12 protein-coding genes are annotated in these 12,314 nt (G+C 51.4%); 8 read left to right on the top strand and 4 right to left on the bottom strand.

The features are described 5' to 3' along the window. Positions 1–31: 31 nt before the first annotated feature. Genes BM318_RS03625 through hutH form a run of 3 tightly spaced genes read right to left on the bottom strand, consistent with a single transcriptional unit; the run spans position 32 to position 4,943 of the window. Positions 32–2,053 carry a urocanate hydratase gene (locus BM318_RS03625; RefSeq protein WP_092980752.1) on the bottom strand — a complete coding sequence of 674 codons (2,022 nt, stop codon included), beginning with the start codon at positions 2,051–2,053 and terminating at the stop codon, positions 32–34. A 56-nt stretch (positions 2,054–2,109) separates the two neighbouring features. Beyond that, positions 2,110–3,354 (bottom strand): imidazolonepropionase, encoded by a 1,245-nt coding sequence (gene hutI / locus BM318_RS03620; RefSeq protein ID WP_092980750.1) that lies wholly within the window; start codon positions 3,352–3,354, stop codon positions 2,110–2,112. An 8-nt stretch (positions 3,355–3,362) separates the two neighbouring features. Continuing rightward, the gene (gene hutH / locus BM318_RS03615) at positions 3,363–4,943 is read right to left on the bottom strand and encodes a histidine ammonia-lyase (RefSeq protein WP_092980748.1); all 1,581 of its coding nucleotides are present in this window, start codon (positions 4,941–4,943) and stop codon (positions 3,363–3,365) included. A gap of 74 nt (positions 4,944–5,017) precedes the next feature. Here hutH and BM318_RS03610 point away from each other — a divergent pair, with 74 nt between their 5' ends. Further along, a complete protein-coding gene (locus BM318_RS03610) occupies positions 5,018–5,569 on the top strand; it encodes a nitroreductase family protein (RefSeq protein ID WP_092980746.1) in 552 nt (183 codons plus the stop codon). A gap of 20 nt (positions 5,570–5,589) precedes the next feature. On the opposite strand, the gene BM318_RS03605 is transcribed toward BM318_RS03610, so the two are convergent. Further along, on the bottom strand, positions 5,590–6,123 hold the full coding sequence (locus BM318_RS03605; protein ID WP_092980744.1) for a DUF456 domain-containing protein: 534 nt from the start codon (positions 6,121–6,123) through the stop codon (positions 5,590–5,592). A 135-nt stretch (positions 6,124–6,258) separates the two neighbouring features. Here BM318_RS03605 and BM318_RS03600 point away from each other — a divergent pair, with 135 nt between their 5' ends. From BM318_RS03600 to BM318_RS03570, 7 genes are all read left to right on the top strand, one after another. Continuing rightward, a complete protein-coding gene (locus BM318_RS03600; RefSeq protein ID WP_092980742.1) occupies positions 6,259–6,621 on the top strand; it encodes a BlaI/MecI/CopY family transcriptional regulator in 363 nt (120 codons plus the stop codon). Then, the gene (locus BM318_RS14365; protein WP_177218250.1) at positions 6,618–8,057 is read left to right on the top strand and encodes a M56 family metallopeptidase; all 1,440 of its coding nucleotides are present in this window, start codon (positions 6,618–6,620) and stop codon (positions 8,055–8,057) included. The genes BM318_RS03600 and BM318_RS14365 overlap by 4 nt, the downstream gene beginning before the upstream one ends. 48 nt (positions 8,058–8,105) lie before the next feature. Beyond that, the gene (locus BM318_RS03590) at positions 8,106–9,233 is read left to right on the top strand and encodes a tetratricopeptide repeat protein (protein WP_092980740.1); all 1,128 of its coding nucleotides are present in this window, start codon (positions 8,106–8,108) and stop codon (positions 9,231–9,233) included. A 177-nt stretch (positions 9,234–9,410) separates the two neighbouring features. Continuing rightward, a complete protein-coding gene (locus BM318_RS03585) occupies positions 9,411–9,791 on the top strand; it encodes a hypothetical protein (RefSeq protein WP_143099911.1) in 381 nt (126 codons plus the stop codon). Next, entirely contained in the window at positions 9,791–10,363 is a 573-nt protein-coding gene (gene ruvC, locus BM318_RS03580) for a crossover junction endodeoxyribonuclease RuvC (protein ID WP_092980735.1), read from the top strand. The genes BM318_RS03585 and ruvC overlap by 1 nt, the downstream gene beginning before the upstream one ends. A 9-nt stretch (positions 10,364–10,372) precedes the next feature. Then, positions 10,373–11,503, top strand: a complete 1,131-nt coding sequence (hemW, locus tag BM318_RS03575) for a radical SAM family heme chaperone HemW (protein WP_092980734.1) — start codon at positions 10,373–10,375, stop codon at positions 11,501–11,503. Positions 11,504–11,512: 9 nt separating this feature from the next. Continuing rightward, positions 11,513–12,307: a cyclase family protein gene (locus tag BM318_RS03570; RefSeq protein ID WP_092980732.1), complete on the top strand. Its 795-nt coding sequence runs from the start codon at positions 11,513–11,515 to the stop codon at positions 12,305–12,307. Positions 12,308–12,314 lie beyond the last annotated feature (7 nt).

Genomic DNA, 12,314 nt, shown 5'->3' with positions numbered 1-12,314 from the left:
ACTCATCAATTCTATGGGTTGCTTATTGAAACTAAAATAAGTCGTCCAGTAAGGAATCGTCTACCATTTCCGGGATGCAAACAGCAAGGCCCGGGGTACGATCCATTTCGCGTTTGATGGCAAAGATAGCTTCTTGATTTCGCGCCCAACTTCTGCGGGCAATCCCGTTATTTACATCGTAAAACAGCATTTGGGTCAGGCGTCTTTCGGCTTCTGCACTACCGTCGAGCACCAGGCCAAATCCCCCATTGATAACTTCTCCCCAGCCGACTCCGCCACCATTGTGCAGGGAAACCCAGGTAGCTCCGCGGAAACTGTCTCCGATAACGTTATGCACGGCCATATCGGCAGTAAACTGACTCCCGTCGTAAATATTGCTGGTCTCCCGGAAAGGACTGTCTGTACCGCTTACATCGTGGTGGTCCCTTCCCAGAATAACCGGGGCCGAAATTCGTCCTGCTGCGATCGCTTCATTGAAAGCTCGTGCAATCTCCATTCGCCCTTGCGCGTCGGCATAGAGGATGCGGGCCTGTGAGCCCACCACCAATTGATTCTCTTCGGCCTGTTGAATCCATTGGATATTATCCTGTAATTGGCCGCGGATTTCCGCCGGGGCCTCCTCCCGTTGTCGCTCCATTACTTCCAGCGCCAACTGATCGGTCAGGCTGAGGTCTTTGGGGTCGCCGGAGGAACATACCCAACGGAACGGTCCGAAACCATAATCAAAACAAAGCGGCCCCAGGATGTCTTGCACGTAGGAAGGATAAATAAAAGATTTTCCATCGGCCGAAAGCAGCTTCGCGCCGGCCCGGGAAGCTTCGAGCAGGAACGCATTGCCGTAATCAAAGAAGTAGGTGCCTTTGGCTGTATGCCGGGCAATGGCATTTACCTGTCTGACCAGGGAAGCCTGCACCTCCTTTTTAAAGCTTTCGGGATCTTCGGCCATCATAGTATTGGCCGCTTCAAAACTCAGGCCGACGGGGTAGTAACCCCCTGCCCATGGATTGTGCAGGGAGGTCTGATCACTGCCCAGGCTTACGTAGATGTCTTCATCGGCAAAGCGCTCCCAAACCTCCACGATATTCCCCAGATAAGCCAGGGAAACAACTTCCTTTTCAGCCATGGCCTCCCGGGTGCGAATAACGAGCTGCTTCAGATCTTCGTAAAGTTCATCTACCCATCCTTGTTCGTGTCTTTTGTGGGCTGCAGCGGGATTGACTTCTGCGCATACCGTGATGCATCCGGCAATGTTCCCGGCTTTTGGCTGCGCTCCGCTCATTCCCCCCAGGCCTGCAGTCAGAAACAGCTTTCCGCTAAAATCTTCCTCCCCGGGCAGGCACCTGCGAAACCCATTGAGTACGGTTATAGTCGTCCCGTGAACAATGCCCTGCGGGCCAATATACATATAGGATCCTGCCGTCATCTGCCCATACTGGGTTACCCCGAGGGCGTTGAAGCGCTCCCAGTCATCGGGCTGCGAATAATTGGGGATCATCATCCCATTGGTCACTACCACCCGCGGCGCCTGAGGCGAGGAAGGGAATAATCCCATGGGGTGTCCTGAAAACATATGCAGCGTTTGCTGCTCCGTCATTTCAGCGAGGTATTTTAGGGTCAGCAGGTACTGGGCCCAATTCTGAAAGACCGCCCCATTCCCGCCATAGGTGATCAATTCTTCGGGATGTTGGGCCACCGCCGGATCCAGGTTATTCTGGATCATCAGCATAATAGCCGCTGCCGCAGCACACCTGGCGGGGTATTCCGTTATTGGCCGGGCGTACATGGGATAATCGGGCATAAACCGATACATATAGATGCGACCATATTGGTCGAATTCTTCCTTGAATTCCCGGGCGAGTTCGGCGTGCCAGGACTTCGGAAAATAGCGCAGCGCATTGCGTAACGCCAATTTCTTGTCGGGGGTATCCAGAATATCTTTTCGCCGAGGGGCATGGCTTACATCCGGATTCCGCTTTTTGGCAGGGGGAAGTGTTGCGGGAATTCCCTCCAGGATTTTCTTTTGAAATTCGGTATGATTTTTAGTCTCTTGCATGGCGGCATTGATTTAGCCGGTTATTCATTCGGGTACTTTCTGTTTCCCTGGGTGCATCACAAAACTTGCTCACCGGCAATCCAAATCTTCGAAGGTCGAAGTTGCCCCTGACAATACAGGATTTCCCGGTAGTCTGCGGTTGGAAAGGCAATAAAATCGGCACGTTTTCCGGTATCGAGAATTCCGCGATCTTCCAATCCGAGTGCTGCGGCAGCCCGGAAGGTAATTCCAGCCAAAACTTCTGCATTGCTCAGTTTTTCAAAGGTGCCCAGGATTGCGGCCTGGGTAAGCAAATCCCCCATGGGGGCAGAACCGGGATTGTAGTCGCTGGCTATGGCCAGGGAAGCGCCTGCATCTAACAGCTGCCGGGCAGGGGTAAAGGCACAACCCAAGCCCAGGCTGGCTCCGGGTAGCGCAACCGGAATGGTATCGCTTTTGGCAAACAATTCAATTTCGCGAGGCCCGCTTGCCTCCAGGTGGTCGGCACTTTTGGCTCCGCAGGCAATGGCAACTTCGCTACCGCCGGTGGAAAACTGATCGGCATGGACTGTAAGGTCAAAACCCATTTCCGCTGCTTTTTCGAGGTACGGTCGAATTTCCTCCGGGCTAAAGGCAGTTTCTTCTACGAAGGCATCGACGCGGGTGGCCAGGTTTTTGTCCCGAACTACGGGGAGTAGTTCTGTTGCGATCCAATCCAGATACGCCGTCTTGCTACCCGAAAAATCCCGGGGCGCCATATGGGCTGCCAGGCAGGTGGCAACCAGGTCCTGGGGCACTTCTTCAGCAGCCCCGTCAATGGCCTGAAGCATTTTTAGTTCTTCCTCCGGATTCAGGCCATAACCACTTTTGACCTCCAGGGTGGTGATTCCCATCGTTGCAAAATGCCGGCATCGGGAAACCAATGATTCCCTGAGCACATCGAGGCTGGCTTTTCTGGTCTGGGTTACGGTATCCCAAATCCCGCCGCCTGCCGCTGCGATCTCCAGATAGGATTGCCCGCCATTGCGCATGGCGTAATCCCGGGCGCGGCTCCCGGCAAAACAACTGTGGGTGTGCCCGTCGATCATTCCGGGGAGGACTACTAATTCTCCTGTTGTTGTAATTTTTTCGGCTTGCTTTCCAGCCTCCGTATTAAGAAGATCCGCATAAGGGCCAACGTCCAGGATCCGATCTCCCTGGACCAGCAAGCCCCCATCCTCAATGATGGGGATTGAGCTGTCCTTAAGTGCTCCCCTTGTTGGCAGCTGCGACATGGGTAGCAATTGAGTAAAAGGACCGAGAAGCTGGATTTTTGATTTCATAAGTCTACCTAGAGGCTTTCAAAGAGGTTCTCAAATTGGGTTTTCAGGCCCACTTTCTTCTTTTTGGATACCGAGTCGAGCATCCCGATCAATGCCCCGGAACGAAGCAATTCCAGTCCTTTCTCGATGTCATCGGCAAAAACGCGATCCTCTTTAGCGAAGGACACGTGTTCCCGCACCAGATTGTGGACTTTTTCGAGGAACCAGCCCGATTTCAGCGGCTTTCGAAATTCAAAGGCCTGGGCTGCTGTGAGGAGTTCGATTGCCAGGATCTTTTCGACATTTTCCAGTACTTGCAGGGCCTTGCGCCCGCTTATCGAGCCCATGCTCACATGATCTTCCTGTCCCATGGAAGTGGGAATACTATCGGCACTGGCCGGAAAACAAAGGCCCTTGTTTTCGCTTGCCAGGGCAGCAGAGGTATATTGCAGGATCATATAACCGGAATTGAGTCCGGTATCCTGCATCAGCAATTTGGGCAGGTCGGTTTGATTCCCCTCCAGGGCAAGGTAGATCCTGCGGTCGCTGATATTACCCACTTCACTGGCTGCCAGGCAGGCGTAATCCAATGCCATGGCCAGGGGCTGACCGTGAAAGTTACCCCCGCTAACCGCCTCCCCATCTTCGAGGATTATGGGGTTGTCGGTCACGGAATTCAGTTCAATTTCCACCAATTCCTTAAGATGGAGCCATGCATTTCGGGAGGCGCCATGGACCTGAGGAATGCAACGCAGGGAGTAAGGGTCCTGTACCCGTTCGCAATCGATATGCTCTTCCAGGATTTCTGATCCTTTAAGCAGGTTTCGCATGCGTTCGGCAACGTGCTGGGTTCCCGAATAGGGGCGCAATTGATGCAGGCCCTGGTGGAAAGGTTTTACCGAACCCTGTAAGCCTTCGATCATCATTGCCCCGATAACATCGGCCTGGTTCAAGCAGCGTTGCATCTTTTCCACAACCAAAACTGCATGGGCTGCGATGAATTGGGTGCCATTGATCAGCGCCAACCCTTCTTTGGGTCCGAGGGCCAACGGTTCCAGTCCAAGCGGCTCCATAATGGTGGCGGTGGGGATAATTTTTCCATCCTTCCACACCTTTCCCAGTCCTATCAAAGGCAAAAACAGATGGGCAAGTGGGGCCAGATCCCCAGAGGCTCCCACCGATCCCTGAGCGGGGACCACCGGAGTATATCCCGACTCCAGGTGCCAGAGGATTCGATCCAGGGTCTTCGGTTGAATCCCGGAATGCCCCTGGGCAAGTGCCTGAACTTTCAACACCAGCATCAGCCGGCTGAGCTCCTCCGAAATGGGGTCGCCAACTCCTACGCTGTGGCTTTTGAGGATGTTGACCTGCAATAAATTGGTTTCACTGGCGGAGATCCTGGTGGTACAAAGCGGACCAAAGCCCGTATTAATTCCATAAACGGCTTCATTTTGAGCCACAATTGCAGCGACGCGTGCGGCGGACTTTTCGATCCTGGAAGCGGCCTTCGCTCCAATGTTGCCCTGAACATTTCCTCGGGATAATCCCAGGGCAATACCTACCGTAAGCCGGTCTTCTCCATATTGGAAAACCGATCGATTTTCAGACATTTTCGTTTGGCTAAAGTTGTCCCGACTAAGGTACGACTAATGCCTCAAGTTGTAAATTTGTAAAAAGCGCAATTATGGTTGAAGAACTCATTCGAAAGCGTCGGTCGATTTTCCCGGCACAATATTCCTCCCAACAAATCCCCGATGACCTCGTTAGGCGAATAGTAGAAGCGGCCCGTTGGGCACCTACCCACCGCAAGACGGAACCCTGGAGATTGAAGGTTCTTACAGCCGATACTCGGGTGGAACTGGGAAAATTTCTCAGTGAAAAATACCTGGCTACGGAAGAGAATCCCAAGAAATTCAAGGCTCAAAAGCTGTTGAATAATCCCGCTAAAGCCGGGGCCATGATTGTAATCTGCATGCAGCGGGATCCTGAGAATCGGGTGCCCGAATGGGAAGAGATTGCGGCTACAGCCATGGCTGTTCAGAATATGTGGCTCGTGGCTACGAATTTAGGAATCGGCGCCTATTGGAGCTCGCCCGGTTTGATAAAATATATGGGGGAATTTCTGGAGCTGGCCGAAGGGGAGCGCTGCCTGGGATTCTTCTATATGGGGTATCCTGAAATTCCAGCGGAAGCCGTAGATCGCAAACCACTGGAAGAGGTGGTTGCATGGTTGTGACGTAGGCCACTGAGGACGTATCAGAATCCCGATGAGCTGAATAGTTCAAAGGCGAACAGCCCTTCCCGGTAACGCCAGGCAATCTGAATAAAAAAGCCAAAGTAGACGATTGCCACTACAAACTTGAGAAAGGTCCCGGTCAGAAAACCGAGAAAGGATCCAAAGGCCGCCTTGACCGCACCTTCCCGGTTGGAATTATTGGTCAACTCCCCGACCAGGGCCCCTACAAAAGGCCAGATTACAATCCCGAAAATACCCAATACCGGGAAAAATATGGCGACTACCAGGCCAATGGTCGTTCCGATCATCCCGGCACGGCTTCCACCAAATTTTTTCGTCCCCATTACCGGGAACCAGTAATCCAGTGCGGTAATGGCCAGGGCAATCACCGCAGTAATAACCAGAAACCACCAATTGTCCGGCACGGAAGGGGTAAGGTAGAGGAGGAGTAACCCCAGCCAACTAATCGGGGGTCCGGGCAAAACAGGTAGAAAACTGCCGAGAATTCCAATGATCACACATAAGAGTCCCAGGACAAGAAGTACAATTTCCATAGCGCATTAGACGTGGAAATTGGGAAAGTGTTACAACTGGAAAGTCAATTCGGGAAGATAATAGCCACAAACTTTCAACTAAATAATTAGTTAAAACTAAAAAATTAGTTATATTGCATGCCTCAACCGGCACTTATGAAGCAATTAACCAAGGCAGAAGAAGAGGTAATGCAAATACTCTGGGAGCTCCAGAAGTCCAATGTCGCGGGCATAATTGAGCAATTACCCGAACCCAAACCCGCTTACAACACGGTCTCGACCATAGTCCGGATCCTGGAAAACAAAGGTTTTGTAGATCATGAGCAACAAGGCAAAGGCTACCAGTATTTCCCGATTGTGGAGAAATCGGCCTACAGCCATAGTTCTCTGGAAAAATTGGTCGACGGTTATTTCCAGGGTTCCTATAAAAGCCTGGTGTCCTTCTTTATGAAAAAGGAAGACCTCAGCCTCAAGGAACTGGAAGCCCTAATGAAAGAACTTAAAGACAAGGAATCATGATTGCATACATACTGGAGACACTATTATTTCAATCCCTGTTTATACTTTTTTACCTGGTAGCCCTGCGGCGGATGACTTTTTTCAGCAGTAATCGGGTCTTTCTTGTAGGTAGCCTGGTCGTGTCCCTGGTCCTGCCGTTAATCGAATTACCGGTTTTCAGGAATTCAAGCTTGCCAGCCCTGGACATGGCCCTAGTCGAGACCAATCTGATTGAGCTGGAGGCCATTGTATTGGGGCCGGGTAGCGCGACCTCTGGGTTCTCCTGGATACTGGCGATCTGGACAGGTGGGGCGGTAATGAGTCTGTTCTGGTTGCTATTTCGCCTGAGTAAGCTTCATGGGTTGTCCCGCGGAAACCGATCCGAAAGCTTCGAAGCCATGCACATTGTCCGGTTGCCCGGGTCGGACCAAGCCTTCTCCTTTTTCCATTGGATTTTCCTCGGGGAATTGTTAGACGCAGCACAGGAAAAACGAATTCTGGAGCACGAACTGGCTCATGCCCGACAGTGGCATAGCCTGGACGTAGTCTTGTTGGAAGCCTTGAGAATCCCTTTTTGGTTTAACCCGATATTATGGATTTACCATCGCTTATTGGACGAGGTCCACGAATTTGCCGCAGACGCCACGGTCGTTTCCGGCAATCCTCCGGAACAATATTACCGGGAACTCCTCGGGCAGGTATTTGGGGTTCCCTCCGGGATCCTGGGGCATACCTTTTTCAAGAAATCACTAATCGTAAAACGCATTAAAATGTTACAGAGAAAATCCACCCGAAAATCCAATATTATTACCTATTTACTGGTCCTTCCACTACTGGGAGCAATGCTTTGGGTAAGCGCTTGTGAGCAGGAGTCAGAACCTGCTGCCATAAGCGATGTTGCCCTGACCGAAGGGGAAAAAGTTGCCGATTATAAGGCGCGAATGATGGAAATACTCAATCAGAACGAAGACCTGACCCCGGAACAACGCCAAGCCATCCTCGATGACTTAGTCGCTGCGATCGAAAAGGCCAGCGGTAGTTCCGGAGATGTGGAATTTCCGGGCGAAAATGCCACCGCTTCGGGTAATACCAAGGACAACCGCGCTATTGTCGAGGTCCCGTTTGCGGTTATTGATGAGGTACCCGTTTTCCCAGGTTGCGAAGATGCAGCGGATCCCAAAGCGTGTTTCAACAAGAAAATGATAGAGCATGTGCGTAAGCATTTCAATTATCCCGAAGAGGCGGAAGCCCAGGGGATTCAGGGTCGCGTTGCTGTCATTTTTACCATTGGGATCGACGGTGGGATTGAAAAAATTGCGACCCGTGGACCACATCCGCTGTTAGAAGAGGAGGTGAGAAGGATTATAGGCCGGCTGCCAAAAATGAAGCCGGGAATACATGAAGGCGGTGCGGTTAAGGTCCCCTTTTCGCTGCCCATTGTATTTAAATTAGATTAGCAGTATTAAAAGATCATTGCTATTAAAAAGAGATTATCGGGATTTTTAGTGTTTTTCCTGCTTGGGGTGGTAACCCAGGTTCGCGCGCAGGAGGTCCGGAACCCGGCTCGGGCCGATAGCCTGTATGCCGTAGGCAATTACAATGCTGCGATACGGGCGTATTCCAAATTGGAGGATCGCCGGGCACAATTGCAAATAGCGCGAGCTTACAATGCCATTGGTTTGGAGCGCAAAGCACGGGAGCAGTACGAGGAGCTGGTTACGCAATACCCCGCCTGGGCACTTTCGCGCTTTGAATTGGCCCGTATGCACTATAAGGACAAGAATTACCTTATAGCTGCCAAACACCTGGACACCTTACTCCAGCAACATCCCGGCCAGTCCGAATTTTTGTTTTACCGGGGACTCATGGATTTCAGCAGGGCAAACCCGGAAGGAGCCATTAAAAACTGGCGGGAGGCCATTGCTCAGGATACCACGCATTTACGGGCCATTATGAGTCTGAGCACCCAGTATATCCGTCAGAATGAGCCGGATTCTGCGCTTCTGTTTACTGAACTCGGTATGCGCACCAATCCCAATCATCCTGTTCTGATAAATCTCAAGGGCCAGGCCTTATACAATCGGGACAGTTTCCGGGAAGCTATTCCGGAATTCTGGCGGCTGATTGCAATGGGAGAGGAAAAGGATCATATCTGGGAGAAGTTGGGGGAGTCCTATATTGTGCTCTCCAGGTTGGATAGCGCACGGATTGCATTCCGTAATCTCGAGACATTTGAAGGGAGTGAAGCCATGGCCTATTACGGTATGGGGCGGACTTTTGAGTTGGAATTTCAGCGGGATAGCGCCCGGATCTATTTCAAAAAAGCGATTGCGGCAAAGGAACCTGCGCTGGCAGCTGAGCACCAGGCATTAGGCCGACTGGAACAAGGCGCTAAGAATTTTGAACTCGCGCTGAAATACTATTTGCTCGTACGGGAGGAAATCGGGCCCAGTTTACGGGTAGATTACCAGATCTGCACCCTGATGGATAAGACCTATGCCGACCGTGAAGTCGTTGCCCGGGCTTATGAGGACTATCTCAATACGTATGGCAAATACGACAACTACTTTACCAATACAGCCCGAAAGCGACTGAGGCAACTCGCAGAGGAGTCTGCCGATAATCCCAAATAAGTCGTAATTTTCCAGCAACATCCAGCTTAAACTGAAATTTCAAATCAGTGGGCTGATTTGGAAATTATTTTGGCGAGGATCAGATTGGTTTTAGGGGTAGTATTGCTGTCAGGATTAAGTTCCTGTCAATGGTTCGCGTCGCGCGAGGCCCGGACCAAAGCTTATGTTGAGGAGGAGATGAAACAAATAGATTTCAATCAGCTCGACCAGTTTCCCCTCTTCGAGATTTGTGATGAAACCGCCTCGAAATTCAGACAACAAGACTGTTTTGAAAGCACCATGCTCATGAATCTATCCCTGATTATGGAGGAAAACGGCGTAACCTTTCAGGGGCCTGCCGGGGACACGCTTTGGTTGGACTTTACCGTAGATCAACAGGGAGTTGTTACCCTGGATTCGACCGCCTTTACCAACGCCACGGCAAATAAGTACCCGGGGATCTATGAGACCATGAGTCGGAGTATGTCGGACCTTCCCCCGCTGGAACCCGCCTTGAAAAGAGGGGTGCCGGTGGCGGCCGAATTTCGGATTCCCCTTGTCTTAAAAGCAAAAGAATAATGGCTACCCTGCAAGGCAAACTTTCGGAACGCATTATCCTCGGGATTGACCCGGGAACCACGATTATGGGATTCGGGATTATCCGGGTCCAGGGAAGTAAAATGGAGTTTATTCAGATGAATGAACTGGTGCTGCGGAAGTATTCCGATCCTTTTACCAAACTCAAGCTCATCTTTGACCGAACCATTGAATTGATCGATACCTATCACCCCGATGAAATTGCTATCGAAGCCCCTTTCTTTGGAAAGAACGTGCAATCGATGTTGAAATTGGGCCGCGCCCAGGGGGTTGCTATGGCTGCCGGACTTTCCCGTCAGGTACCCATTACCGAATACCTGCCCAAGAAAATCAAAATGGCCATTACCGGGAACGGAAATGCGAGTAAGGAGCAGGTGGCTCGTATGCTGCAGACCCTGCTCGGGCTAAAGACCCTGCCCAATAACCTGGACAGCACCGATGGCCTGGCCGCAGCGGTTTGCCATTTCTACAATATGGGCAATCCTACCGGTGGCAAGAAATATACCGGTTGGGAGTCTTTTGTAAAGCAACAGGGAAACCGGGTCAGCGAATAATCGCAACGCATGTCCGGCATCTACCTCCATATCCCTTTCTGTAAACAGGCTTGCCATTACTGCGATTTCCATTTTTCCACCCGTTTAAAACACCTGGAACCGGTGCTCGGTGCCATGCATCAGGAATTAAGGGACCGCAGTGGGGAAGTGCAGGGGGAAGTAGCCACGATTTACTTTGGCGGAGGAACGCCCTCCCTGCTGAAGGCGGATCAGATCGGGGCATTTATTTCTGCAATTCGCAAGCAGTATACGGTGAAAGACAATGCGGAAATTACCCTGGAAGCCAACCCAGACGATCTGGACGAATCGCGAATTCAGGCCTGGAAACAAGTTGGGATCAATCGCCTGAGTCTGGGGATTCAGAGTTTTGAAGAAGAAGAATTACGCTGGATGAATCGCGCCCATAATCAGCAACAGGCCCATAGTGCCCTGGCCCTGATGGCGCAGCACTTCGATAATTATTCCATCGATCTGATCTACGGGATACCTGGCAGCTCGCCCGAACAATGGGAGGCTACCCTGAATACGGCCCTTGGCTATAACCCGCCACACATCTCGGCCTATGCACTAACCGTGGAAGAGAATACCGCTTTGGAGCACATGATCCAAACCGGGAAATCCCCGGATGTTTCGGATACACGGGCGGAGGACGATTTTAAGATCCTGATGCAGCGCCTCGATGAAGCCAGATATCAGCACTATGAGATTTCCAATTTTGCCCGGGATGGCTACTACTCCAAAAACAATAGTTCCTATTGGCTGGGGAAGCCCTACCTCGGGATTGGACCTTCTGCCCACTCCTATGACGGGCGAACGCGCCGATGGAATGTCCGGAATAACATAAAGTATACCCGGGCGCTGGATCAGGGCGAAAGCTACTTCGAAACGGAAACCTTGACCGATCGCGACCGCTACAACGAAGCCGTGATGACGGGGCTGCGAACGCAGTGGGGGGTTTCCTACCATAGGATACGCGAAGAAATCGGGCCGAAATACGAAAACTATTTGAAGATGCAAGCCGAATCGTATATCCGTAAAGGTTGGCTCTTTGAGGATGAGGAAAGGCTATTTACTGCACGGGCTGCAAAATTCCTTGCGGACGGTATTGCGAGCGACCTCTTTATGCTTAATTTGGAATAAAACAAGCAGATGGCCTGGCAACGGATAACAGTAGGGGGTATCGAAGCGGATGTAGATCTTACCGCACCAACAGACCTGAGTCTTCCGGTATCCGATGGGGGTACCACAGCCTGGGAAATTTCACCTGCAACAATTTCACCTTTGCAAATCGGAGAATTTATTGGGAGTGTCCAGGCAGGGGGAAGTGTCAATTTTAACAATGTCCAATTTAACCCACATGCCCACGGTACGCACACGGAATCCTGCGGACACGTCTTACGGGAAATTCGGCCTTTGACCCTTAACCCGCCTCCAGCCCTGCAGTTTGCGCAGTTACTCACGATAAATGAAGGCGCCCTGGATGCAAATGGAGGTATTCCGGCCCATTTTTTCGAAGGTAAAACCCTGGCTCCCGAAATAACTGCGATCATCCTGCGCTTGGTTAGTCCGGAATTGATGCTAATGACGGCTCCGGAGAATTTGGATGCACCGGCCAACTGGTCCGGGAGTAATCCACCCTATTTGACCCCCGCAGCCATGCAGGCACTGGTTGTCCATGGGATTGAACACCTGCTGATTAACCTGCCGTCGGTAGATCCGGAGGAGGATGGTGGCGCGCTCATGGCCCACCGTATTTTTTGGGGGATAGGCGAAGACCGTGAGCCCGGTCCTGACTTTCGCCCGGAAGCTACAATTTCAGAATTGCTGGCGATTCCCGAATCTCTTGAAGATGGAATCTATCTTTTAAATCTGCAGCTGGGACCTATGATTAATGATGCCTGCCCGAGCCGACCCATTGTCTTTCCAGCCAAAGTCCTGAGGTAAAAAGGCT

The sequence above is a fragment of the Robiginitalea myxolifaciens genome, assembly GCF_900115205.1.
GTDB lineage: Bacteria > Bacteroidota > Bacteroidia > Flavobacteriales > Flavobacteriaceae > Robiginitalea > Robiginitalea myxolifaciens.
The sequence above is the reverse complement of the archived record's forward strand: the minus strand, read 5'-3'. Positions and strand labels throughout refer to the sequence as shown.

What these genes read in the sequence shown, in the direction of transcription:
- BM318_RS03625 (WP_092980752.1), bottom strand. Translation starts at nt 2,053, where the DNA reads ATGCAAGAGACTAAAAATCATACCGAATTTCAAAAGAAAATCCTGGAG.
- hutI (WP_092980750.1), bottom strand. Translation starts at nt 3,354, where the DNA reads ATGAAATCAAAAATCCAGCTTCTCGGTCCTTTTACTCAATTGCTACCC.
- hutH (WP_092980748.1), bottom strand. Translation starts at nt 4,943, where the DNA reads ATGTCTGAAAATCGATCGGTTTTCCAATATGGAGAAGACCGGCTTACG.
- BM318_RS03610 (WP_092980746.1), top strand. Translation starts at nt 5,018, where the DNA reads ATGGTTGAAGAACTCATTCGAAAGCGTCGGTCGATTTTCCCGGCACAA.
- BM318_RS03605 (WP_092980744.1), bottom strand. Translation starts at nt 6,123, where the DNA reads ATGGAAATTGTACTTCTTGTCCTGGGACTCTTATGTGTGATCATTGGA.
- BM318_RS03600 (WP_092980742.1), top strand. Translation starts at nt 6,259, where the DNA reads ATGAAGCAATTAACCAAGGCAGAAGAAGAGGTAATGCAAATACTCTGG.
- BM318_RS14365 (WP_177218250.1), top strand. Translation starts at nt 6,618, where the DNA reads ATGATTGCATACATACTGGAGACACTATTATTTCAATCCCTGTTTATA.
- BM318_RS03585 (WP_143099911.1), top strand. Translation starts at nt 9,411, where the DNA reads ATGAAACAAATAGATTTCAATCAGCTCGACCAGTTTCCCCTCTTCGAG.
- ruvC (WP_092980735.1), top strand. Translation starts at nt 9,791, where the DNA reads ATGGCTACCCTGCAAGGCAAACTTTCGGAACGCATTATCCTCGGGATT.
- hemW (WP_092980734.1), top strand. Translation starts at nt 10,373, where the DNA reads ATGTCCGGCATCTACCTCCATATCCCTTTCTGTAAACAGGCTTGCCAT.
- BM318_RS03570 (WP_092980732.1), top strand. Translation starts at nt 11,513, where the DNA reads ATGGCCTGGCAACGGATAACAGTAGGGGGTATCGAAGCGGATGTAGAT.